This is a genomic window from Bradyrhizobium sp. USDA 241 (genome assembly GCF_049739505.1).
Classification (GTDB): domain Bacteria; phylum Pseudomonadota; class Alphaproteobacteria; order Rhizobiales; family Xanthobacteraceae; genus Bradyrhizobium; species Bradyrhizobium liaoningense.
Genome location: NZ_JBMGPZ010000005.1, coordinates 809,161 through 831,618 on the forward strand (window position 1 = coordinate 809,161; position 22,458 = coordinate 831,618).

The 22,458-nt window shown below is 65.3% G+C and carries 18 protein-coding genes and 2 pseudogenes; 6 read left to right on the forward strand and 14 right to left on the reverse strand.

The window, feature by feature from the left end; genetic code table 11:
* Positions 1–13 precede the first annotated feature (13 nt).
* From ABIF91_RS25700 to istA, 4 genes and pseudogenes are all read right to left on the reverse strand, one after another.
* On the reverse strand, positions 14–193 hold the full coding sequence (locus tag ABIF91_RS25700) for a hypothetical protein (RefSeq protein ID WP_028180221.1): 180 nt from the start codon (positions 191–193) through the stop codon (positions 14–16).
* A gap of 17 nt (positions 194–210) precedes the next feature.
* Complete coding sequence (locus ABIF91_RS25705) at positions 211–732, reverse strand: sulfite exporter TauE/SafE family protein (protein WP_028180222.1); 522 nt, start codon at positions 730–732, stop codon at positions 211–213.
* 146 nt (positions 733–878) lie between these two features.
* A protein-coding gene (locus tag ABIF91_RS25710; protein ID WP_129557670.1) for an IS3-like element ISRj2 family transposase occupies positions 879–2,008 on the reverse strand; the annotation gives its coding sequence in 2 pieces (ribosomal slippage) (positions 879–1,756 and positions 1,756–2,008; 1,131 coding nt in all).
* A gap of 88 nt (positions 2,009–2,096) precedes the next feature.
* Positions 2,097–2,804 (reverse strand): annotated as a pseudogene (gene istA / locus ABIF91_RS25715) (IS21-like element IS1631 family transposase); the annotation flags it as partial.
* A 90-nt stretch (positions 2,805–2,894) separates the two neighbouring features.
* Between istA and ABIF91_RS25720 the strand changes: the two are divergent.
* Positions 2,895–3,134, forward strand: a complete 240-nt coding sequence (locus ABIF91_RS25720) for a hypothetical protein (protein WP_284279104.1) — start codon at positions 2,895–2,897, stop codon at positions 3,132–3,134.
* A 666-nt stretch (positions 3,135–3,800) separates the two neighbouring features.
* On the opposite strand, the pseudogene ABIF91_RS25725 reads toward ABIF91_RS25720, so the two are convergent.
* The 8 genes and pseudogenes from ABIF91_RS25725 to ABIF91_RS25760 all read right to left on the reverse strand — a co-directional run bounded on the left by ABIF91_RS25725 (position 3,801) and on the right by ABIF91_RS25760 (position 15,947).
* Positions 3,801–6,171 (reverse strand): annotated as a pseudogene (locus ABIF91_RS25725) (TonB-dependent receptor).
* Positions 6,172–6,316: 145 nt separating this feature from the next.
* On the reverse strand, positions 6,317–6,721 hold the full coding sequence (locus ABIF91_RS25730; protein WP_028182301.1) for a DUF2946 domain-containing protein: 405 nt from the start codon (positions 6,719–6,721) through the stop codon (positions 6,317–6,319).
* 155 nt (positions 6,722–6,876) lie between these two features.
* A complete protein-coding gene (locus tag ABIF91_RS25735; protein WP_038952271.1) occupies positions 6,877–8,145 on the reverse strand; it encodes an IS256 family transposase in 1,269 nt (422 codons plus the stop codon).
* Positions 8,146–8,280: 135 nt separating this feature from the next.
* Positions 8,281–8,670, reverse strand: a complete 390-nt coding sequence (locus tag ABIF91_RS25740) for a globin domain-containing protein (RefSeq protein WP_424579464.1) — start codon at positions 8,668–8,670, stop codon at positions 8,281–8,283.
* Between the two features lie 318 nt (positions 8,671–8,988).
* The gene (locus ABIF91_RS25745; protein WP_284281232.1) at positions 8,989–11,052 is read right to left on the reverse strand and encodes a hypothetical protein; all 2,064 of its coding nucleotides are present in this window, start codon (positions 11,050–11,052) and stop codon (positions 8,989–8,991) included.
* A 142-nt stretch (positions 11,053–11,194) separates the two neighbouring features.
* Positions 11,195–14,008 (reverse strand): DUF4159 domain-containing protein, encoded by a 2,814-nt coding sequence (locus ABIF91_RS25750; protein WP_028181299.1) that lies wholly within the window; start codon positions 14,006–14,008, stop codon positions 11,195–11,197.
* Complete coding sequence (locus ABIF91_RS25755) at positions 14,005–14,949, reverse strand: DUF58 domain-containing protein (RefSeq protein ID WP_028181300.1); 945 nt, start codon at positions 14,947–14,949, stop codon at positions 14,005–14,007. Before ABIF91_RS25755 ends, ABIF91_RS25750 begins: the two co-directional genes overlap by 4 nt.
* Positions 14,949–15,947: an AAA family ATPase gene (locus ABIF91_RS25760; protein WP_028181301.1), complete on the reverse strand. Its 999-nt coding sequence runs from the start codon at positions 15,945–15,947 to the stop codon at positions 14,949–14,951. Before ABIF91_RS25760 ends, ABIF91_RS25755 begins: the two co-directional genes overlap by 1 nt.
* Positions 15,948–16,218: 271 nt before the next feature.
* Here ABIF91_RS25760 and ABIF91_RS25765 point away from each other — a divergent pair, with 271 nt between their 5' ends.
* Genes ABIF91_RS25765 through ABIF91_RS25780 form a run of 4 tightly spaced genes read left to right on the forward strand, consistent with a single transcriptional unit; the run spans position 16,219 to position 19,031 of the window.
* On the forward strand, positions 16,219–16,830 hold the full coding sequence (locus ABIF91_RS25765; RefSeq protein WP_028181302.1) for a DUF1285 domain-containing protein: 612 nt from the start codon (positions 16,219–16,221) through the stop codon (positions 16,828–16,830).
* A gap of 38 nt (positions 16,831–16,868) precedes the next feature.
* Positions 16,869–17,504 (forward strand): CoA pyrophosphatase, encoded by a 636-nt coding sequence (locus tag ABIF91_RS25770; protein ID WP_424579465.1) that lies wholly within the window; start codon positions 16,869–16,871, stop codon positions 17,502–17,504.
* Entirely contained in the window at positions 17,501–17,764 is a 264-nt protein-coding gene (locus ABIF91_RS25775) for a DUF6111 family protein (RefSeq protein WP_028181304.1), read from the forward strand. Before ABIF91_RS25770 ends, ABIF91_RS25775 begins: the two co-directional genes overlap by 4 nt.
* A gap of 10 nt (positions 17,765–17,774) precedes the next feature.
* Positions 17,775–19,031 (forward strand): CCA tRNA nucleotidyltransferase, encoded by a 1,257-nt coding sequence (locus tag ABIF91_RS25780; protein ID WP_028181305.1) that lies wholly within the window; start codon positions 17,775–17,777, stop codon positions 19,029–19,031.
* Positions 19,032–19,274: 243 nt separating this feature from the next.
* Here the strand turns inward: ABIF91_RS25780 and ABIF91_RS25785 are convergent, their stop codons facing one another.
* Positions 19,275–20,618: an IS1380-like element ISBdi2 family transposase gene (locus tag ABIF91_RS25785; protein WP_208086440.1), complete on the reverse strand. Its 1,344-nt coding sequence runs from the start codon at positions 20,616–20,618 to the stop codon at positions 19,275–19,277.
* Positions 20,619–21,074: 456 nt separating this feature from the next.
* Positions 21,075–22,031, reverse strand: a complete 957-nt coding sequence (locus ABIF91_RS25790) for a LysR family transcriptional regulator (protein ID WP_050995174.1) — start codon at positions 22,029–22,031, stop codon at positions 21,075–21,077.
* Between the two features lie 119 nt (positions 22,032–22,150).
* Here ABIF91_RS25790 and ABIF91_RS25795 point away from each other — a divergent pair, with 119 nt between their 5' ends.
* Positions 22,151–22,453: a monooxygenase gene (locus ABIF91_RS25795; protein WP_028182229.1), complete on the forward strand. Its 303-nt coding sequence runs from the start codon at positions 22,151–22,153 to the stop codon at positions 22,451–22,453.
* The last annotated feature ends 5 nt before the right edge of the window (positions 22,454–22,458 follow it).

Below are 22,458 nucleotides of genomic sequence, written 5' to 3' on the forward strand. Positions count from 1 at the left end.
CAGACGAGCCCTTCTACTTCTTCAGAGACGCGAGAGGCACGCTCGTGCCTGCAATTTGAACATCATGACTGATCGTCAGCGCCAGCATCAGCATGACGGCCAGCAGCGATCCATAGAAGCTGACGACCGCAAGCCGCCATTTGCGCAACACGGGGCGGTCTGACTGGGGGAGATCCTGCGCGGATTTCTGCATGGGAATACTCCGAACCTTCAGAGGGGCCTGACAAAACCGATCCCGGCAGCCATCAGCAGCAGGCCCACGATGCGGTTGAACGTAGCGGTATCGACGCGGTTGAAGATCATCAGCCCGAAATAGGCGCCGAGCACGGCGGGGGCTGCATAGAAGAGGAGGCCGAGCGGCATCACCTCTGGCGGCCGCAAAACCATCAGCAAGGACAGCGACAGGAGCTGGTTGACCAGGATGAAGGGCTGGATGATCGCGCGGGCGCGGTGCTTGTCGAAACCTTGGACATGGCACCACATCGAAACGAAAGCGGCAGGAAATGCTGCAAGGCCTCCGGTAATGCCTCCCAGCGCGCCAACCGTGATGCGTCCCCACAAGGGATTTTTCCCGGACCGCAGAGTCGGCTTCAGCGCCGTGAAGGCGCCATAGGTGATCAACAGAGCTCCCAACATCGGCAGCAAGGTGGACGCCGAAGTGTTGCAGAGGAGATGAAGGCCGATGGGCAACGTCAAGATGCTGCCGAAGAGGTAGGGAGCGCACCGGCGCATAGAGCTGGCCCCGGTTGTTTGGACAGCGCCCCGCTGGATTTAAGTGGATTCCTGCCGGGTTATGCTGAACGCGGGGCTTTACGGTTTTGTCGTTGCGTCGGGAGGGCGTAGCCCGACCAGAGCGACGACAAAACCGTCGGCGACGGTCATGCGGCCATCACCATAGCTTGCGTGCCGAAGTAAGCCTCGTCGGGCGTGCGCCCGTCAAGGCTCGAGTGAGGGCGTCCCTGATTGTAGAAGGCCAGATACTTGGCAATTGACGCTCGCGCCTCGGACACGCTGTCGTAGGCGCGGAGATATACTTCTTCGTATTTGACCGTGCGCCAGAGCCGCTCGACAAACACGTTGTCGCGCCAGGCGCCCTTGCCGTCCATGCTGATGGCGATCTTCGCGTCCAGCAGCACATCGGTGAACTCGAGGCTGGTGAACTGGCTGCCCTGATCCGTGTTGAAAATCTCGGGCCTGCCGTGCTTCGCCAACGCCTCCTGGACCGCTTCGACGCAGAAGGCCGCCTCCATTGTGATCGAGACGCGATGGGCCAGGACCCGTCGGCTGAACACATCGACGACCGCCGCGAGATAGACGAAGCCACGCCGCATCGGAATGTAGGTGATGTCCATTGCCCACGCATGGTCGGGCCGCTCGATCTTCAATCCGCGCAACAGGTACGGGTAGATCTTGTGACCCGGAGCCGGCTTGCTCGTGTTCGGGCGACGATAGACCGCCTCGATCCCCATGCGCTTCATCAGCGTCGCGATGTGGCGGCGACCGGCGTATACGCCCTCCCGCCGCAGCAACGATCGCAGCATACGCGCTCCCGCGAAGGGATAATCGAGATGCAGCTCATCGAGCCGACGCATCAAGGCAAGGTCCTCGGCCGAAACTGGCCGAGGTTCATAGTAGACCGTGCTGCGAGCCAGCTTCAGGACCTTCGCCTGGCGCACGATAGAAAGATCATGATCGCGGTCGATCATCGCTTTGCGCTCAGCAGGCCCGCCTTGGTGAGCGCGCCGGACAAAAAATCGTTTTCCAACGCCAGCTCGCCGATCTTGGCATGTAACGCCTTCAAATCGACCGGCGTCTCGGCCGATGTCTTGTCATGCCCAAACACGCCGGCGGCGCCTTCCAGGAGCTGGTTTTTCCAGATCGTGATCTGGTTCGGATGAACATCAAACAGTTGCGCCAGCTCCGCCAGTGTCTTGTCGCCTTTGACCGCAGCCAAAGCAACCTTCGCCTTGAATGCCGGAGAATGCGTCCGGCGGCTCTTCTTCGTCATCTTCGCTCCTGATTCGCAGCAAGAATCCTCGCCGCTGTCAGGCAGAAAATCCACTCAAGCTACTGTCCGAATTTGCGGGGCCAGCTCTTTCCTTCAGGTTGTCGAGCACGACATAGCTGGGGACCCCGCCAAAATACCGGAACGCCTCTTCGTGGAGCTGCGCCCAGACTTGTTGGCTGGACTTCCAGACTACCCGCCGGAAGCTGCGCCGCGAGTAGCGTAGCGTCATCACGAACAGGCGGGGACGACGGTACCGCCCGCTCTTCGGATCAACCGTCGGCGCGCCCTCGCCATAGTCGACCTGAGCTTCCTCGCCGGGGAGGAACTCAAGACGATCAAACTGCTCAGGATCAGCGTGCCGCAACCGGCGCACAAACCGCTTGACACTCTGGTAGCTGGACGGAAAGCCAAATTGATCAACCAGGTCCTGGTAAATCGCCTGCGCGTTCCGCTTCAGCCGGACCTGTTCTTCGATCCACGTCCGATGCGCTTCGCAAGCCGAACGGGCCAGGCTGCTGGTGACCGTCGCTTCCGATGTCCCAAAAGCCGGTGGTCGGGGTGGAGGAATTTGGCCGTCCGCGCTCACCGAGCCGGTGGTCACTTCCCCGGGGGAATTTGCCTCCGCACCGGCCCGCAGCGCCTGATAACGCCGGATCGTCTTGCGATCGACACCCGTCAGCCGGTGAATCTCGCGCTGGCTGGTGTTGCGATCAAGTAATGTAAGTACGGTGCTTTGCAGATGTCGCTTCAAGACGTTCAACTCCCCGGCCCCTTGCTGGCTAAAGGGGTCGAACATAAACGTCCTGCCTGACCGGCTACTGCTGTTCAGCGGCGCTGACGGCGATCATCAGGTGGGGGAGTTTCAAGTGACCATACCCGGGGGATTTTGACCGACCCACGGGGGATACTCGAAACCAGCGCGGACAGCAGCACGACCCAGCAAGCTGCTTTCGTCGCACTCGACGAGATGGCAAGTGCGACGGCGAAGATTCCCAGACAGACCGTGGGAATTGCTGGAAATGATCTGACGACGGAGAAAGCGGAAGCTGCCTTTGGATCGACAGGCGGCATTAAAACCTCCGACAGCAAGACTTTGGTGGCAATCGCGGGTATCGATCTCCGATGACCCTACTCGCGCGGCAGAACAATGCGTGTGAACCAATTCACGACGTCGAGCCGAATATCGGGCTCGGTGCTTCTGATGCTAACGACTGCGAAGCAACGCAGCGTCACCCAACCGGGTGACAAATGGTGGAACACCGGCAATCAAACACGCGCGGTGAATGTCGCGTCGCGTTGCTCAAAAATTGTGCGCTTCGGTCGCAAATCTGAAACGTTTAATAGAATTGTGTTTCATCGATATGCAATCAGAACGATAGTTTCCCTTTCCGTCATAGTTTCGCTGCTTAGTTTGGCAAAGCAGAACCCAAGTTCGCGCCGACGATGTCGGCGCCACGATGTTGGCGCCGCAATGTCGAGGATGGAATGCGTCCTTCTCTGGTCAGACTGCTGGCGGCAACGATCGGCTTGGCCGTTGGCATTGCGTTGATTGCAGGAAAGCCGCCGGCCGACGGCCATCACAAGAGCCTTCGCCACGCGCACTTCGTTGCCAACTAGAGCATGATCGAGTTTCTGTATTCCGCTCACGCGGGAGGGATAGGCCCTCCCGCACAATTCATGGCGTATAAGCGCTAGAGCATGATCCGGAAAAGTGCGAAGCGGTTTTCCGAAAAGATCATGCTCAAACAAGGACCTAAGGCGCGATGACGATTCATCCAAATCTCATCGCGCTTTAGAACTTGAAGTTCGCGAACGCGCGTACGCCGATGCCGGGCAGCAGCACCTCGTCCTTGGTGTAGGACACCGAGTTGCGGATGTTCTCGTTGAGCAGGTTGTTGCCGAGGAGGCCGACCAGCATCTCGCGCGCGCCGAACGGATTCGGATTGAGCTTGGTCTTGTAGCTGACCTCGGCCTTCAACAGATTGTAGCCCGCCGTCGGCGTTTCCGCGATCTCGGCCACGTTGTCTTGCGCGAAGGCATGCAACAGGTTGATCCGCATCAGCCAGTTGTCGTCGCGCCAGAACACGCCGCCGCCCACGCGCATGGGCGGAATCCGCGGCACGTTGGTGCCGTCGCTGAAGGTGGCGCGGACGAAGTCGAACTGGTTCTCGATGCCCCAGATGCCGCCCCGGAAGGGCGCCGACGTCGAGCTGCGACTGGAATTCGCCGCCGCGGAAGTTCGCGTTCCGCTGCGAGTAGACCGCCTGATTCAGTTCGCCATCGGGCGCACCGCAGGAGGCGAAGTCGTCGTCGCACATGACCCCGGTGAGGCGGCGATAGATGAAATTGTCGAAATGCGTGTAGTAGACGGTCGCCTCGAAGCGGAACGGTCCCGTCGCCCTGCGCACCCCGAGCTCGACCGATTTTGCGGTCTCGATGGTGAGGTTCGGGTTGCCGATGTCGAACGTCGCCGTCGCGTCGTGACCGCCGCGGGAGAACAGCTCGGCCGCCTTCGGCGCGCGCTCGACATATTGCGCGGTGATGCTGCCGACCATGCCGCCCGGCAGGTCCTGCAACAGGCCGATGCTGCCGCTCTTCGGCGTGAAGGACGGATTGCGCGCGATCGGCGTCTGCGGCGTGCCGTCGGGCAGGTAGTCCGCCGGGAAGTCCGGCGTCGTGCCGTGCAGTTCGACGTGCTCGATGCGCCCGGCGATCTGCGCTCGCGTCGCCTCCGTGAACTTGAACTCGTTGAAGGCGTAACCGGCAACGCGCGTGCTGTTGTTCGGGTCCCACAGGCCGTTGAACAGCGTGCCGGGATTGTCCGGGCTCGGCGCGCTCAGTTCCTGATGGCCGACCTGGAAGCCCAGCGCCGTCGTCACCTCGGCGAAACGGGCGTTGAACGGCATCAGCTGCACCTCGGTGCGGATCTCCTGCTCCTTGTTGGTGAAGGTCTGCCTGATGCCGTCGGTGTTGAGGTCGGCGGGATCGGCAAGGCCGATCTCGTTGTGCCGGTAGTCGGTCGCGCCGGCCCAGAAGCGGATCGTGTCGATCGCGGCCGCGTCGGGGCGGTACTCGCCCTTGACGTTGATCTTGGTCTGGTGCGCGTCGATCCGCGTGTTGTGGTCGGCGCCGTCGATGCCGGGGATATGGTAGAGCGAGTCGTTCTGCGTGATCGACGCGCCGATATAGCCGCCCTGGAAGAAGTAGGAGCCGCCGATCGAGGCGCCGTCCGAGCGCGTCGCCGAGTTGGGCTGGCGGCCGTTCACGGGACGCGACTGGTCGGTCAGGTAGGGATAGCTCGGGATGTAATAGTCCGAGGTGGTGCGGCCATAGGCGTCGGCGTGAAAGGCAAAATTGCCGCCGCCGGTATCGAGCAGCACGCCGCTCTCGACGCCGCGGTCGACCGAGCTGAAGGCGGTGCGTGTCTCGGCGGTGACGCAAGGCGACGTCGCAGCGCTCGCGAGCGGCGCCTTGGTCGGCAGGCCGTAGCTTTGGAACGATGGCGCGCAGGAGGGCAGCGCATCCGGAATTCGGTTGTTGGTGGCGCTGACCACACCGCCGATCGAGGTCGAGCCGTAACGCAGTGCCGCCGGCCCGCGCACCACTTCGACTTGGTTGGTCGCGAGCGGATCGATCGGGACGAAATGATCCTCGCCGAGGTCGGAGGCGCCGCCGGCATTGGTGCCGTTCTCGAGGATGCCGACGCGGTTGACGTCGAGACCTCTGATGATAGGCCGGCTGGATCCGCCGGGCGCGAAGCTCGATCCGGTGATGCCGGGCTTGGAGAACAGGAGATCGCCGAGCTGGCCGCCGCCCTCGCGGCGGATCTCCTCGTTCGGCACCACGGTGACGGTGGCGAACTGGTTGGTCACGATGGGCAGCACGCCCTGCTGGGGCGCTGCGGGCGCTTGGGCTGCAGGCGTTGCTTCAGCCGTTTGCTCGCGGCTGCGCACCCGCGCGGTCCGCGTGCCGCGGCCGGCGTTGCGGGACGGCACCACCGCCCTGCGCACGATCGGGCTCGGCGCCGTCACGGTGACGGCGGGGATTTCCGTCGATGATTTGTCTTGGGCCGGCTCTTGAGCGAAGGCGGGCGTGGCGGCAGCGCCGAGCAGGAGCAGGCTTGCTCCGCCAAGTCGTTGCGCGCGTCGCGATTTGAATGACATTGTCCTGATTCCAGTCAGGCGCCGTCCGGATGATGGTCTGCTGATCGGAGGCGGCCTGCCGTCGCGGCGCGACGGAATTCGACTTCAACTTGTCCCGGGCATTCGCCTGAAAGCGGCGAGGCCGGGCGTGATCAAGCGTTGGAAGTCAGGACGCGGGAGGGGCGCGGGGTTGGAATGCCGTGCCGGCAGATCTCAGGTGGATGAATTCGGCATCCGTGGTGCGTCGGAGCAGCTCGATCGCCTGCGGCAGCAGCAGCACGGGGGGCGTTGCGGATACGACGGCACCGGCCATCGCAATGACGGCGCAGATCGCGCAACTATCGTCGCCCGGATGCTCGCGGTCAGGACCTGAAGGCGATTGCTTCTGGACCACGGCGTGGTCGATCGCAGCAGCGCCCTTGGTGTTGTCGGTCTGCTGCAACGAGGATTGGGCGAGGGGCGCCGCCTGCGCGAACCAGTGGCTGTGGCCGAACGTCAGCGCGACCTGCACCAGCATCGCGAACAACGCGAGCCGGGCGCCGTGCCTGGTATTCGACCGGAACCACTTCATCTGGAAACGCCACCCCTACATCGGGGCGTCAATCCCCATGACGCCGCGATGTTATAGTGTAACATCGCCCGACCGGATGGCAGATGTCAACCGCCGCCGATCTGCGCAGGCGAGCCAGTCACGAGCTATGGCTGATTTTGGGTGACGCGGCCTGATCAGGCGGCGTGGCTTTCAGTGTTCGGAATGACTTCGATTCCGTCGATGAACTTTACACCGGCGATGACTTTCGGCAACTGGTTCGTGCTCTTCAATCGCCGCCAGGTCTTCGATGCGGCGTCGATGAGCTTGAACACCATCAGCTTCGCAGTTTGTTGCGACAGCGATCCCTTGGTCCGCACCGTTCGGTGGCGCACCGTGGCGAAGACGCTCTCGATCGGGTTCGAGCTGCGTAGGTGGATCCAGTGCTCAGCAGGGAAGTCGAAGAAGGCGAGCAGCGCATGGCGATCCTTGATCAGGCACTCCACCGCACGTCCGTATTTGACGTGGTATTTCTCGACGAAGACGTCGATCGCGGTTTCAGCTTCGGCCCGGTGTGGGGCCAGATAGATGTTCCGCAGGTCGTTCTTCATGGGGCCCTGCACGGATTTGGCGACCTTGTCGAGTACGTTGCTCACTTTATGGCACCAGCATCGTTGGTGCCGCGTGCCGGGAAAGGCCTCGTCCAGTGCCTTCCAGAAGCCGAGGGCGCCGTCGCCGATGGCGAGTTGCGGGGCAATCCGTAACCCGCGTTGCCGCAGGTCGATCAGGAGTTCGCGCCAGCTCTGCGCGCTCTCGCGCACGCCGACCTGGAAGCCGATCAGCTCCTTCTTGCCTTCCGGCGTGGTGCCAATCAGCACCAGCATGCATTCGCTGTGATCTTCCATGCGGGCCTGCAGGTACACGCCATCGGCCCAGATGTAGACATAGCGACGCGCCGACAGATCGCGTCTCTGCCAGCGTTCGTACTCGACCTGCCAATCGGCCTTCAGGCCGGCGATCACCGAAGGCGACAGGTTCGGCGCATCCTTGCCGAGCAGCGCCGAGAGCGCCTCCTGGAAGTCGCCGGTCGAGATGCCGCGCAAATAGAGGACCGGGATCAAGGCATCCAGGCTCTTCGTCCGCCGCGCCCATAGCGGCAGGATTGCCGAACTGAAGCGGAGGCGGTCGCCTGGCCCGCTCGCTCCGCGGTCGCGGACCTTGGGACGAGCGACCTCCACCGGACCGATGCCGGTCGCAATCTCGCGCACCGGACCGTGCCCATGTCGGACCAGGCGCGCTCGACCGTCGGGCAGCGTCAGATTGGCCGTGCTGGCCAGAAACGCGCCAACCTCGATCTCGATCGCCCTGGCAAGCAGGTCCCGCGCGCCGGCACGAACGATATCGGTCAGTGGATCATCAACCGCGGACGGCTGACGGAAAGCAAGAACATTGGTAGTCTCGGTCATGGCGTATCGCTCTCCTCGAGAGGTTCTGGCAGGCTCGTCACCCGCCTCGATACGCCGCCTTCCTCACACCGTCATCACCCAGATTCCGCCATAGCTCCCAGTCACACGATGTGTCGTCCATGCAACTAGCGACAGTTACGCGCGCCGTGGAGGGCTTGTGATCGGTGAGGATAGCGACGGCGGCGGACTGCTGTCGGTTGCGATCATACGCTGAGCAATGATGCCGTAAACCTTCCGCCAGGCCTGCTCCACCTCATCGGTCCAATGCGCGCCAAGACCGCGCGCAAAGCTCCAGATCAAAGCTTCGGCGACGACCGGGTAGTGCTCAGGTCTCACGCCATAGCGCAGGTGATTGCGGCCGAGGATGTCGGCACCCGACAACAGGCCAGTCGTCTCATCGAGGCTGCCAACCAACACCGCGAGCTTCGAGATGAAATCATGCTTGAGATTGGTCATGTCGGCCGGAAACATCGGGCGGATTTCCGGCGCAAGTTCGAACACCCGATCGTAGAACGTCGTCGTCATGTCGGTCGCGTTCGCGAACACCCTGTCGAAGGAAGACCTGACACGAACGATCTCCTCTACGGTCAACATCTCAATTCCCATTCGTAAAATCCAGCGACAGGGACTGCTGAGTGGCCACGACACTTGCCCCGTAGGCCTCAACATTCGGTCCGTATGACACCGGCGCGAAAATTCTAAAGAGTTCCCGGAATTTCGCAAGCCGGGATGACCGGCAGCGAAGCGCACGAAGTTGGCCCGCGCAGATGATCATGTCGCCCGCGCGCACATGTGTCTGTCATCCGACGGCGGGCGGATTCAGAGAGCTTTCGTCAGCAGCGTTCAGCGCCCCTCGCGGACCCAGGTCGCGGCGAAGGCACCCAGCAGCAGCAACAGGCCGATCAGGCCGGAGAAGATCGGCAGCACGCCGACGCCCTTCACCACGCTGGCGTCGCGCATCCGCACGCCCATCCAGCCGTCGCCGTTGAAGACGCTCGCTGAGCGCACCGGCAGGATGCGCGGCAGCTCGACGCTGGAGCCACTGGCCACGCGCACGGCGTTGCCGCCCGTTGCCTGCGTCAGCGGCTTCAGCGTATCGACCGTGGAGGTGACTTCCGAAAACTCCTTCGGATTGGTCGGGCCGACATTGATCAGCGCCTTCAGCGTGCCGTCGGTGGCCTGCCACAGGCCGAGCTCGTTCGCCGGCAGGCTGGCGCGCCACTCGCCGGGATCGGCAGCCGCCAGCGTCAAGTCGTGCGACACGCCCGATGGCGAAGTGACGCTCACCGGCTGGACGCTGTCTGCCATGGTCTGGCGCACCACGACGAGGTCCTTGCCCTGCACCTGGAGCCGCAGCGCTTCCTCGTCCAGATCAGGCTGCTTCATCAGCCAGTGCGACATCCGCCTGAGCAGATCGAGATGCGGCCCGCCGCCCTCATAGCCGCGCGCCCACAGCCAGATGTGGTCGGAGAGCAGCAGCGCGACGCGGCCCTCGCCGAAGCGCGACAGGAACAGAAGCGGCTTGCCGTCGACGCCGGTCATGACAGGCGGGTTCACCGCATTGCGGGTATCGACGGTGCGGAAGAACCGGCTCCAGCGCGGCGGTTCGCTGGCGGAGCCCTCGAGGCCACGCGTGACCGGATGGCGTTTGCCGATGTCGGACAGATGCGCATAGAACGGCTTTTCCGTCACGCCGACCGGCTCGGCCGGCAGCACCGAATCCAGTGGCGTGCGCCAGATGCTGGTGTTGGAGGCGTAGTCGGGCCCGGCCGAGACCAGCACCGCGCCGCCCGAGCGGACATAGCGCGCGATGTTGTCGAAATAGGCGATCGGCAGCACGCCCTGGCGGGCGTAGCGGTCGAAGATGATCAGCTGGAATTCGTTGATCTTCTGCTGGAACAGCTCGCGCGTCGGAAACGCGATCAGCGACAATTCGTTGATCGGCGTGCCGTCCTGCTTCTCCGGTGGGCGCAGGATGGTGAAGTGGACGAGATCGACGCTGGCGTCGGACTTGAGCAGATTGCGCCAGGTGCGCTCGCCCGAATGCGGCTCGCCCGAGACCAGGAGCACCCGCAGCTTGTCGCGCACGCCGTCGATGGCGACGACGGCGCGGTTGTTCACCGGCGTCAGTTCGCGTTCGAGCGGCGAGGCCTCGATCTCGACGATGTTCGGACCGGCGTGCTTGATGTCGACGTCGACGCTTGCGCTCTGGCCGCTTCCCAGCGTGCGCTCGTTGATGACCTCGCCGTCGCGGCGGATCGTGACCTTGGCGCGCTCGCCGGAGACACCCTGGTCGTCGAGGCGATAGTTGATGGTCTGGCTCTGCCCGACGATGCCGAAGCGCGGTGCCGCCGTGATCGCGATGCGGCGGTCGCGCTCGTCCTTCTGCCCCGTGACCAGCGCGTGCACCGGCGCCTGGAAACCGAGCGCGGCGGCGTTCGCCGGGATGTCGTGGACGCGGCCGTCGGTGATCAGGAACGCGCCGGCGACGCGGTCGACCGGCACGTCCGCCAAGGCCGAGGCGAGGGCGCCGAACAGCTTGGTGCCGTCGGTCTCGCCGTCGGCCTGTCCGGCCTCGACGGGGCGGACTTCGAGGCCCTTGATCTTCTTCAGGCTGTCGACCAGCGCTTCCTGCGCCTGGGCGGCCTCACGGTTGCGGTTGCCGAAATTCTGGCTCGGGCTCTTGTCGACGACGACGGCCGCCACCGAGGTGAGGGGGTCGCGGTCCTCGCGGGTGAAGGAGGGATTGGCGAGCGCCAGCAGGACCAGCGCCAGCGCGGCCACGCGCACCGCGGCGCCGCGCGCGCGTGCAAGCAGCAGCACCAGCGCAATGACGACGATCGCGGCGAGCGCGAGCCACAGCACGATCGCGGGAACAAGCGGCGTGAATGCGATGCCGTAATTCATGGCGTCACTCTCTCGGCATCGTCATGCCCGGGCTTGTCCCGGGCATCCACGTTCTTCGCGCCCCGTGGCAAGGCGTGGATGGCCGGGACAAGCCCGGCCATGACGGCTCTCTTTTGGAGAGTATTGAGTTTCAATTCCCGCATCATTGCCCCAGCCGTTCGATCAGCGCCGGAGCGTGCACCTGGTCGGCCTTGTAGTTGCCGGTCAGCGTATACATCACGATGTTGGCGCCGGCGCGGTAGGCGAATTCGCGCTGGCGGGCGTCGCCGCCGGCCACCGGCAGCATGGCCTGCCCGTCGGGCCGCACCGCCCAGGCGCCGGCGAGATCGTTCGATGTGATGATGATCGGCGAGACGCCGTCGCCGCCGCGCGCCGGCCGCTGCGCGCTGTCCTCGTCCTCCTCGCGCGGTAGTGTCTCGACCCAGGTCTGGCCGGCGGTGAAGCGGCCGGGGAAATCGCGCAGCAGATAGAAGGTCTTTGTCAGCACGTGCTCGCGCGGCACGGGCTCGAGCTCGGGCACGTCGAGCGAGGAGAGTATCTCGCGCAGCGTCTGCATGCCCGGGGTCTGCGACGCCCCGTTCGCGCCGGGCGGTGCCTCGATCGCGTCGCGGGTGTCGAACAGCACGGTGCCGCCCTGCTTCATGTAGGCGTCGATCTTGTTGATGGCGTCCTGCGGCGGCTTCGGCGCGCCCGGCACGATCGGCCAGTAGATCAGCGGGAAGAAGGCGAGCTCGTCGCGCGCGGGATCGATGCCGACGGGATCGCCGGCCTCGAGCGCGGTGCGCTGGGCCAGGAACAGCGTCAGCCCGTTCATCCCCGCTTTGACGATGGAATCGACGTCGGCATTGCCCGTCACGACATAGGCGAGTCGTGTCTGCGACACCGCCTTCATCGCGAACTCGTCCGCGGCACTGTCGGCGCGCGCCGGCGTCGGCGCAAACGACATCAGGCCTGCGAGCACCAGGGCGAACACGATCATTGCGGGCGCGGCGCGGCGGCGCAGCAGCGCGGCAATCCCGCCGCCGAGCACCGCGACGATGATGGCGTCGATCAGGAACAGCGCGAGCGCGGTGGACAGCAGCCAGCCGCGCAAGTCCCGCGGTTCGGCATTGGTGTAGGTGGCGTGCCGGGCGCGCAGGCCAGCGGTGTTCAGGGCCGCGATGCGGTCGGCGGCAGCAAGCGTGTTCACGGCAAGCGGTCCTTCTGCCGGACCATAGAAGCCCGGCGGATGATCGGGTGTGGCCCGATCGCGATAATCGGCAGGCAGCGGTTTTGCGGTCGCCGGCGGCGGGCCGAACGCGCCGAAACCGTCGAGGATGTGCAGCGGCGCCACCGTCTCGGCGGTCGCCTCGCTGGCAACGCCCGCGCCGGGCTTGGCCGTGTAGCCGGACATGTCGACCACCCGCCGCAGCATTTCGACGAAGGTGCCCGACATCGGCAGGTCCGACCAGCGCATGTCGGCGCTGACGTGGAACAGGCTGACGAGGCCCTTGCCGCGATGCTCGCCGGTCACCAGCGGCGTGCCGTCTTCCAGCGAGGCCCAGCTCTTGGTGGCGAGCACGGCGTCGGGCTCGGCCAGCACCTGGCGACTTACGGTGACGTCCTTGGGGACCACCACGCCGGCAAACGGGCCGTCGGCCGCGAACGAGGCCAGATGCTGCGGCTTCTCCCAGGTCAGGCTGCCGCCGAGCGTCCGACCACCCTTGCGCAGCTTGACCGGCACGAGGTCGTCCTCGGCCTGTGCCAGCCGGGGACCAGCGAACCGCACCAGCACGCCGCCCTGGTCGACCCAGGCATTGAGGCGCTCGCGGAGTTCAGGGGAGATGGTGCCGACATCGGCGAGGATGATCATCGGCAGCTTCTGGTCCAAAAATTGTGTGATGCCCTGCTGCGGCGAGCCCTTGTCGGCGAGCCGGACGTCGGCGAACGGCGCCAGCGCGCGGGTGAGATAGAAGGTCGGCGCCAGCAGCGGCTGCGCGGTCTCGCTGGTCGAGCCCGAGACGATGCCGATGGCGCGGCGGCGCCAGCGCTTGTCGAGCAGCTGCACCGCGCCGGCGGAGCGCTCGCCGGATATTTCGAGCCGGGTAATGTCGTTGCGCAGCTCGACCGGCAGATCGAACGCGGCTTCGGTCTCCTTGTCCTGCGGGCCGAACGAATAGCGCGCTTCTCCGATCGGCGAGGCCTTCTGGTCGAGCGCGCGCACGGTGCCGACCGCGATGCCGCTGTCGGTGCGCAGCACCTTCACCGTCATCTTCGCCGCAGCGTTCTCGGCCGCGACCAGCGCCAGCGGCGAGGAGGTGCCGCCTTCGAACACGGTCAGGCTGCGATCGCCGATGGTCTTGCCGAGGCCCTGCACGAAGTCCTCGCCGCGGCCGGTGTCGACGCCGTCGGAGAGCCAGGCGATCTCGCAGTCGCCGGTGACTTTGAGGAAACGGTCGACCGCGGCTAGCGTCTCGACGCGGTCGATCGAATAGGGCTTCGGCGCGAGTTGCCGCAGCGCGACGCGCGCCGCACCCGCCGGCATCAGGGTGATGTCGCGGTTCGGCTCCGACAGCGGCACCAGCGCGATCGCGCGGCTGTCGTTGTCGGCATTGGCGATCAGCTCGTCGGCGGTCCTGATCCTGACGTCCCAGTGCGATGCGGCGCTCCAGCCGTCGTCGAACATGATCATCAGCGGCGCCCTGCTGCCGGCGGCGCCTGTTTGCGGATTCCAGATCGGGCCGGCGGCGGCGAAGATCACCAGCGCGGCGGCGAGCAGGCGGAGCGCCGTCAGCCACCACGGCGTCCGCGAGGGCGTCTCCTCCCTGGGGGCGATGTCGAACAGTAGGCGCGTCGGCGGAAATTCGATGCGGCGCGGCCGCGGCGGCATCACGCGGAGCAGCCACCACAGCACGGGCAGGCTGACGAGGCCGATCAGGAGCAGCGGTTGCGTGAAGGCGAGCGGCAATCCCATCATGCGGCCGGCTCCGCCTTGATCGTCGTGGTGCGGGCGCCCGACTTGCTCACCTGCATGCCGGCATGCAGGAACAGCAGCAGCTCGGCGGCCGAGCGGTCGGTCGCATGCGTCGTGAACAGCCAGTCCAGCTTGTTGGTCTCGGCGCGGATCTGATCGCGATGTAGCGCGAGCCGCGCGGTATAGTCCTGTGCCCAACTCTCGGCGCGGCCGGCGGTGATCACGCCAAAGCCTTCGGGCTCGACGAACTCGACGCGGCCGGAATAGGGGAAGCTTTCCTCGGCGGGATCGACGACCTGCACCAGCGTGCCATGCGCGCCGGAGCCGGAGAGCCCCGCCAGCGTCGTCTTGATCTCCGCGATGGGCGACCAGAAATCCGACAGCACGATCGTCTCGGCCAGCGCCGCGGGCACGAAGGAGGGCGGCAGGCTGAGGCGGTCGGCATCGTCATGCAGCATCGCCTGCGCCATCTTGTCGATCACGCTGCGGCTTGCGGTTGGCGCCATCAGCCCGGGAATGCCGACGCGCTCGCCGCCGGAGACGAGCAGCTCGGCCAGCGCGAAGGCGACGATCAGCGTCCGCTCGAGCTTGGATTCGCGCGCGGTCTTCGAGGCGAACGCCATCGAGGGCGAGCGGTCGGGCCAGATCCAGACCGTGTGCGAGGCTTCCCATTCCAGCTCGCGGACATAGAGATGGTCGTCACGCGCCGAGCGGCGCCAGTCGACATTCTGCGCCGGCTCGCCGGAGACGAAGCGGCGGTACTGCCAGAAATTTTCACCGGCGCCGGCGCGGCGCCTGCCATGCAGGCCGTGGATGACGTTGGCGGCGATGCGGCGGGCCTCGAGCACCAGACGCGGCAGCGAAGCGGCGAGCGTGCGACTTTCGCCATCGGCACGTCGGATCGCCAGTGTCTCCTTCGCTGCGTGCCCGCTCTCAGCTGCCATCAACCGATCCGTGTCTTCAACTGCCGGATCACGTCCGGAATCGTGCGGCCTTCGGCGCGCGCCTGGAACGTCAGCGCCATGCGGTGCTTCAGCACGGGTTCGGCGAGGTCGAGCACGTCGTCGACCGAGGGCGCGAGGCGCCCGTCGATGAGCGCACGTGCGCGTACGGCCAGCATCAGCGATTGGCTGGCGCGCGGGCCGGGTCCCCAGGCGATGAACTTGCCGGCTTCACCGGCGTCCGGACCCGGGCGGGCCGAGCGCACCAGCGACAGGATCGCCTCCACGACGGAATCGCCGACCGGCAGGCGCCGGATCAGGCGCTGCGCGGTGATCAGCGCATCCGCGGTCATCGAGCCCCTGGCGAGCGTCTCCTCCGCGCCGGTGGTCTCGAACAGGATGCGGCGTTCCGCATCGCGATCGGGATAGTCGACGTCGATCTCCATCAGGAAGCGGTCGAGCTGGGCTTCGGGCAGCGGATAGGTGCCTTCCTGCTCCAGCGGGTTTTGGGTCGCGAGCACGTGGAACGGCTTGGGCAGATCGTGCCGCGCGCCGGCAACAGTGATGTGCTGCTCCTGCATCGCCTGCAAGAGCGCCGACTGGGTGCGCGGGCTGGCGCGGTTGATCTCGTCGGCCATCAGGAGCTGCGCGAACACGGGACCGGCGATGAAGCGGAAGGCGCGCTTGCCCGCGGTGCTCTCGTCCAGCACCTCGGCGCCGAGAATGTCGGACGGCATCAAATCGGGGGTGAACTGGATGCGCTTGGCGTCGAGACCGAGCGTGACGCCGAGCGTCTCCACCAGCTTGGTCTTGGCGAGGCCCGGCACGCCGATCAGGAGCGCATGGCCGCCGGAGAGAATGGTGACCAGCGTGTTCTCGATCACGCGATCCTGGCCGAAGATGACGGAGGCGATCGCTTCCTTTGCGGCGCGAATCTGGCTCGACACCTGCTCGGCCGAACGGACGATCCCGTCCTCGAGTTTCTCGACACTCTCCGCCATTCGCTCGCTCCTTCAGCCTGCCACGCGGCTTGCTCGCATCGTCACGTCAGCACGTCACGTCGGGTCATCACGTCACGTCATGGGCCCTATGCTAGACTTGCAGGAAGGCCATGTATTCGTTGAATTAACCTATCCCCACCTTATCGGCTTCGGGGTATGTACGGCATCACGAAGTGGCGACCTCCACACCGGACTATTCCGGATGGAACCGCACACCCGCCAACAACGTAGACCTGCACCAATCGTGCCAATCACAAAGTCAGGGCAAACAATGGCGAACCAAGGGCAGAGCGCCGATCGCGGTCTCGAGGGGCTGACTGCGGCCGCCAAGAGCGCTGCCAATGCCAAAGGCGCCAAAAAGGGGCTGCCTCCGGTGCATCTGTGGAATCCGCCGTTTTGCGGCGATCTCGACATCCGAATCGCATCCGATGGTACTTGGTTCTACTTGGGAACGCCAATCGGGCGGCCTGCCCTGGTCCGCCTGTTTTCGACCATCCTCAAGCGCGAGGGCGACAAGCATTTCCTGGTCACGCCCGTGGAGAAGGTCGGCATCCGCGTCGATGATGCGCCGTTCATGGCGGTCGAGATGCAGAAGGACGGCGAGGGTGATCATCGCGTGCTGCGCTTCCGCACCAATGTCGATGACTGGGTCACCTGCGATGCCGCGCACCGGCTGCGTTTCGAGCAGGCGCCGGATGGCGGGCTGACGCCATACTTGCACGTCCGCGCCGATCTCTGGGCCAAGGTCACAAGGGCGCTCTATTACGATCTGGTTGACATGGGCGAGGAGCGGATGGTCGATGGCCAGCCGATGTTCGGCGTCGAGTCGGCCGGCGAATTCTTCGCCATGGCCGATGCGGAGCAGGTGAGGGCCGCGCTTTGAGTCTGAACAAGCCTATCCTGACGAACGAGCCCGTCGCGATGGGAGCTGAGGATTTCTTCGCCCGTTCGCGGGCGAAGCTCGGCTTCGACGTGCCGCCGGGCCTGTATGATCCGAACATCATCCCGGCCTCGGGCGATCCCGGCACCGACAAGATGCTCGAGATCATCGCGCGCGAGCAGCCGGTGCGGCCGGCGGCGGTCCTGATCGCGGTGGTCGACCATCCCGAGCCCACCATCCTGCTGACGCAGCGATCGGCCCATCTCAACGACCATGCCGGTCAGATCGCGTTTCCCGGCGGCAAGATCGATGCGACCGATTCCTCGCCGCTGGATGCGGCGCTGCGCGAGGCCGAGGAGGAGGTCGGGCTGTCCAGAGACTTCGTCGAGCCGCTCGGCTATCTCGATCTCTACGGCACCGCCTTCGGCTTCCGCATCCTGCCGACGGTCGCGCGGGTCAGGCCCGGATTTTCGCTCACCATCAACCATTCCGAGGTTGATGATGCGTTCGAGGTGCCGCTATCCTTCCTGATGGATCCGGTGAACCACCAGGTGCACAGCAAGGAATTCCGCGGCATGGGGCGGTCCTATTACGCGATGCCGTTCGCGGAACGCTACATCTGGGGTGCGACGGCCGGAATGTTGCGTGTGCTGTATGAGCGGATCTATTCATCATGATCCGGACGGTTCTGACCGAGATCGGAATCTTCCTCATCCCCTTTGCCGTCTATGCGTTGTTTCTGGCCGCAACGCGGTCCGGCCTGTTCGCGCGATCCTCCTGGCCGGTCACGATCGTCGCGCGCCTCACTTTGGTCGCGCTCGCGCTGGTCATCGCCGGGCTGATCGGCCTTGCCCAGTACTCCGGCGCGCCGCCGGACTCGACCTACGTTCCCGCCCATGTCGAGGACGGCAAGCTCGTGCCGGGCGTGGAAAAATAAGGGCCGATCGATGATCGTCGAGCCGTTACTCGCCCATGCGTCCTGGCTGACCGCAGGCGGGACCGCGCGCGTCCTGGAGCTGCTCGGCAGCGATGGCGAGGAGGCGCGGGTTGTCGGCGGCGCCGTGCGCAACGCGCTGCTCGGCCTTCAGCCCGGCGACATCGACATCGCGACCACGGCGCTGCCGGACGAGGTGATACGGCGCGCCAAGGCTGCTGGCATCAAGAGCGTGCCGACCGGCATCGACCACGGCACCATTACGCTGGTGATCGACGGACATCCCTATGAAGTCACCACGCTGCGCGAGGACACCGAGACCTTCGGCCGCAAGGCCAGGGTCGCGTTCGGCCGCGACTGGGTGAAGGATGCCGAGCGGCGCGACTTCACCATGAACGGCTTGTCGGTCGATGCTGATGGTGTCGTGTACGACTATGTCGGCGGCATCGCCGATGCGAGGGCCCGCCGCGTGCGCTTCATCGGCGATCCCGACCAGCGCATCGCCGAGGATTATTTGCGCATCCTGCGTTTCTTCCGCATCCACGCCGCTTTTGGTGCCGGCGAGCCCGATCGCGACGGCTATCTCGCCTGCATCCGCGGGCGCGCGGGCCTGGCCAGCCTCTCGGCCGAGCGGGTGCGCATGGAGATGCTGAAATTGCTGGTGGCCGGCGGTGCAGCCGCGGCCGTGCTGGCCATGGCCGAGGGCGGATTGCTGCAGGCGCTGATCGGCGGCGTCGTCTATACGGGCCCCCTGGCGACGATGATCGCGATCGAGCGCGAGCTCGCCCTCACCGCAAGCAGCACGCGACGCCTGGCCGCGCTGTCGGTCGCCGTCACCGAAGACGCCAAGCGCGTCGCCGCGCGCTTGCGGCTCTCCAACGCCGAAACCAAGGCGCTGGATTCGATGGGGCACCGGTGGTGGCGTCTGGCCACCAAGGACGAAGCCGATGCACGGCGGCTGCTCTACCGGCTCGGTGCCGAGCGCTATCACGATCGCGTATTGCTGGGCTGGGCGAGGAACGGCGGCGACGTCACCTCGTCGCGCTGGCGGGCGCTCGCCGAGCTGCCGCAGCGCTGGGCCGCACCGAAATTTCCGCTGAAGGCCGCCGACTTCATCGCACGCGGTCTGGCCGAAGGACCCGCGCTCGGACATGTGTTGACGCTCGCCGAGGACGCCTGGCTCGCGGCGGATTTTCCACTGGAGCAAGTCGCGCTCGCTGCCATCGCCGATCAAGCTGTGGCGCGAATCCGCCGCGATGAGAAGCCGTAAGCTTCGGTGTCGAGCCCACGGTGGCGGTCATCGCGGTCTCCGGGAGCTTTGCCAACGCCAGCCGCATGGTCAGCTAGCCCGTCCTATTCGTGAGAGTGCGGCTTTTGGGCCCGATTGATGCGGCCGCACATCTTGTCTGACGAGGCGCACAGGATTGCCTTCGGCTTTTCGCCGCCTGACGACCGGTACTTTGCAACGCGCTTGAGGGATGGGTTGGGCGAACGGGGGCGGACGCCCCGCCGGTCAAGGACCGAGCGGCAGCAGCGCGCCGGGCAAGCCGCAGATCAGGTCGGCTTCGGGACATGCCGCGGCAAACGCAAGGCGAATGCGGCTCGTGGTCTCGACGACACGGGCGGCGATTTTCAAGAGCCGAAGACGCAGCGTCGCGAACTCGGCAGCGGCCAATTCCCGGGCTTTGGGAATGGCGTCGCGCACGGTCAGCATCAGCCAATAAGCGGCCGTATGGAGCACGAGACGGACCTGGTTGGCGAGCGCCGAACGGCAGCTGGTGCGATCGGAGGCGAGCTGCGTCTTATGCAGCTTGATCAGATTCTCGGCTTGGCCGCGCGCGCAATACAGGCTGTCGTAGATCCACTCGGCCGAGCCGACATCGAGGCTGGTGACGACGAAACGGATGTCGAGGCCGAGCATCGTCGCCTCAATACGGGCGACGGTGCGCCGTTCGCGATCCCAGGACTTTGCCTTGTGGCGCGTCTCGGTATAGCCACGCAGAACCGGCAGGTTCTCGATGGCGCGTCGCGTGCGGATGTCGTCGGCGACCTCGTCGACTTTTCTGGCGAGAGGCTTGGTGCCGGACAGACCGAAGATGTAGTCGATGCCGTTGGTCTCGCACCACGCCATTGCCTCCGGCCGGGCATAGTGCCCGTCGCCACGGAACGTAATTTGCGTGTTGTGCCATCGCGTCCGGATATGCCGTACCAGGCGGCGCAGATGGGCACGCACCTCGACGCCGCCCGGCGTCTTGCCGGGCCTCAGCACGACCGCCACGGGCCGGCTCTTCTCCGTGTCGTAGACGTGGATCGGCAGGAAGCAGCGTTCGTCATAATGAGCGTTGAACAGCGAGAGCTGCTGATGGCCGTGGACGACGTCGCAGGTATCATCGATGTCGAGCGTGACGGATGCCGGCTCGCGCGGGTAGCTATCCATCCATGCGTCGACCAAAGTGTAGGTCAGCCGGATCACGTCGCGCAGGCGCGGAGCATTCTCCAGCCGCGACAGCGTCGGCTGGGAACACAAATCCCGGCCCGTGTCCGGTAGGCGACCGCAGGCCAGTTTGAATGCCGGATCGGACCTCAGATGATCGAGGTCGTCGGCGTCCTCGTAGCCGCAGCAGATCGCGAACATGCGAGCGCGGAACATATCGACCAGGCTGTGCACGACCCGCGTCGGATCGCGCCGATCCGGGAACACCCGGGCCAGATTGTTGGCCAAACCGAGACGCCGCTCGGCCATCGCCAGAAGCATCACGCCCCCGTTCGAGGTTAGGCGCCCACCATCGAAGGCAGCTGTGACTTTCTTGGCGTGAACGGCTGGAAACGAGAAGGGCGGAATCGTATCGTCGGTCATGGCGGGCGTGGCGTTCGCGGTTGGAGGTGATGGGGTTGGCTTCGCAACCGAATCCTACGCCGCATCAGCGCTTTACCCCTCAGGCGCACTCTTACGAATAAGACGGGTTAAGTTGAAGAAAGATTGAGTGACTCCCGATCATTTCTGTGCCGAAACGTGGAGTCGCGGTCGTGCCGCGTCCAAAGAAACCGGCGCGAGCGGCCTATTAGACGCGGTAGGTGCTCAGCCTCCGAAACGAGACTATCAAGCATGAAGAGATCGAGCGCGAGGCAGAGGTTTTATTTGTGTTGAATTCTTGCTTCTCGATAGTGGTCTGAAATCGTATCATCGGTCATGGCGGGCGTGGCGTTCGCGGTTGAAGGTGATGGGGTGGCTTCGCAACCGAATCCTACGCCGCATCAGCGCTTTACACCACGCTCGCCAGCCTCTCAGGCGCCCTCTCGCGAATAAGACGGGCTAGGCCGATCGCCTTCCCGCACGCATAACGCGGCGGTCTTCCGACCGGGGCGCCCACGGGTCCCCCGAGGGATCGTTACCGAGGCTCTCTGCAAGAAAGTCGATGAAGAGGCGGAGCCGGCTCGGCACGAAACGCCGATGCGGGTAGAGGACATGCACGCCGAGGCTGCCCCAGTCGCAGTCCTCGAGGATCGGGACCAGCAGGCCCGCCGCGATGTCCTTGCCGCAGACAAATGACGGAAGCCACGAGACGCCAAGCCCCGCCACCGCCGCCTTGCGCAACGTATCGGCGCTGGTCGAGGCGAGCCGGGCAGTCATCCTGACCTTGCCGTGCATCTCACGCTGGCGCCAGGACCAATCGAGACGAGGTGCGGGCTGCGAGAAGGTCAGCGCGGGCAAGGTAGAGAGCATCTCGGGCGTGTGGGGAACGCCGTGTCGGGCCAGGAAGTCCGCGCTTGCCACCACGCGAAAGTGGGTCGTCGCGAGCTTGCGTCCTATCAGCGCGGTGTCGAGCGACGGTGCGACCCGGATCGCCATGTCGAAGCCTTCCTGCACGAGATCGACCGGGCGGTTCGTCAGGTCGGCGACGACGGCAATGCCGGGATGCCGCGACATGAAATCGACGAGCAGCGGCGCCAGGTGGTCCTGGCCGAGCTCGACCGGCGCCGTCACGCGGAGCGTCCCACGCGACTCCCGGTTCTCCGCCCCCACGGTGCCCTCCGCCTCGTCGACGGCTTCGAGGATCGCGAGCACCTTGTCGAGATAGAGTTGCCCCTCCGGCGTCGGCCGGACCGACCGGGTGGTTCTGTCCAGAAGCCGGGCTCCGGTGCGCTCCTCGAGATGACCGACATGCTTGGCCACCATCGCGGCCGACATCGCGCAGGCGCGGGCCGCCGCGTTGAAGCCGCCGAGCTCAACCACCCGCACGAAAACACGCATGCTGCTCAGCGTATCCATGGTCTATCTCACACTCCCAGTCAGCATCGATCCTACCAGACGGTGAATTCCCGCAAGCGTGACGGCGACATAGACCGCTGCGTGAGCCCGATCGGGCCATTGCGAACAAGAGGTACCACATGAGGACATTGCTGCAATTCGACTTCGCGTTTGATGGGCCGTGGGGTCAAGATCTTGAAATCGCCTGCCGTGATCTTGCGGACGACATCGCGGCCCAGCCCGGGCTCATCTGGAAGCTCTGGGGCGAGAACCGCAGCGCGGGCCGCTCGGGGGGCGTCTATCTGTTCGAGACGCCGGAAGCTGCCGCTGCCTATGTGGCCAAGCATCGGCCGCGGCTCGCCGCCTTCGGCGTGACCGACCCGGCGATCTCGTCCTTCAGCCTCAATCTGCCGCTGTCTCGCACGACGCGCGCGCCGCTGTGAGAGGA

What these genes read in the sequence shown, in the direction of transcription:
- ABIF91_RS25700 (WP_028180221.1), bottom strand. Translation starts at nt 193, where the DNA reads ATGCAGAAATCCGCGCAGGATCTCCCCCAGTCAGACCGCCCCGTGTTG.
- ABIF91_RS25705 (WP_028180222.1), bottom strand. Translation starts at nt 732, where the DNA reads ATGCGCCGGTGCGCTCCCTACCTCTTCGGCAGCATCTTGACGTTGCCC.
- ABIF91_RS25765 (WP_028181302.1), top strand. Translation starts at nt 16,219, where the DNA reads ATGGCGAACCAAGGGCAGAGCGCCGATCGCGGTCTCGAGGGGCTGACT.
- ABIF91_RS25745 (WP_284281232.1), bottom strand. Translation starts at nt 11,052, where the DNA reads ATGAATTACGGCATCGCATTCACGCCGCTTGTTCCCGCGATCGTGCTG.
- ABIF91_RS25730 (WP_028182301.1), bottom strand. Translation starts at nt 6,721, where the DNA reads ATGAAGTGGTTCCGGTCGAATACCAGGCACGGCGCCCGGCTCGCGTTG.
- ABIF91_RS25740 (WP_424579464.1), bottom strand. Translation starts at nt 8,670, where the DNA reads ATGACGACGACGTTCTACGATCGGGTGTTCGAACTTGCGCCGGAAATC.
- ABIF91_RS25790 (WP_050995174.1), bottom strand. Translation starts at nt 22,031, where the DNA reads ATGGATACGCTGAGCAGCATGCGTGTTTTCGTGCGGGTGGTTGAGCTC.
- ABIF91_RS25770 (WP_424579465.1), top strand. Translation starts at nt 16,869, where the DNA reads ATGGGAGCTGAGGATTTCTTCGCCCGTTCGCGGGCGAAGCTCGGCTTC.
- ABIF91_RS25795 (WP_028182229.1), top strand. Translation starts at nt 22,151, where the DNA reads ATGAGGACATTGCTGCAATTCGACTTCGCGTTTGATGGGCCGTGGGGT.
- ABIF91_RS25735 (WP_038952271.1), bottom strand. Translation starts at nt 8,145, where the DNA reads ATGACCGAGACTACCAATGTTCTTGCTTTCCGTCAGCCGTCCGCGGTT.
- ABIF91_RS25780 (WP_028181305.1), top strand. Translation starts at nt 17,775, where the DNA reads ATGATCGTCGAGCCGTTACTCGCCCATGCGTCCTGGCTGACCGCAGGC.
- ABIF91_RS25785 (WP_208086440.1), bottom strand. Translation starts at nt 20,618, where the DNA reads ATGACCGACGATACGATTCCGCCCTTCTCGTTTCCAGCCGTTCACGCC.
- ABIF91_RS25750 (WP_028181299.1), bottom strand. Translation starts at nt 14,008, where the DNA reads ATGATGGGATTGCCGCTCGCCTTCACGCAACCGCTGCTCCTGATCGGC.
- ABIF91_RS25775 (WP_028181304.1), top strand. Translation starts at nt 17,501, where the DNA reads ATGATCCGGACGGTTCTGACCGAGATCGGAATCTTCCTCATCCCCTTT.
- ABIF91_RS25755 (WP_028181300.1), bottom strand. Translation starts at nt 14,949, where the DNA reads ATGGCAGCTGAGAGCGGGCACGCAGCGAAGGAGACACTGGCGATCCGA.
- ABIF91_RS25760 (WP_028181301.1), bottom strand. Translation starts at nt 15,947, where the DNA reads ATGGCGGAGAGTGTCGAGAAACTCGAGGACGGGATCGTCCGTTCGGCC.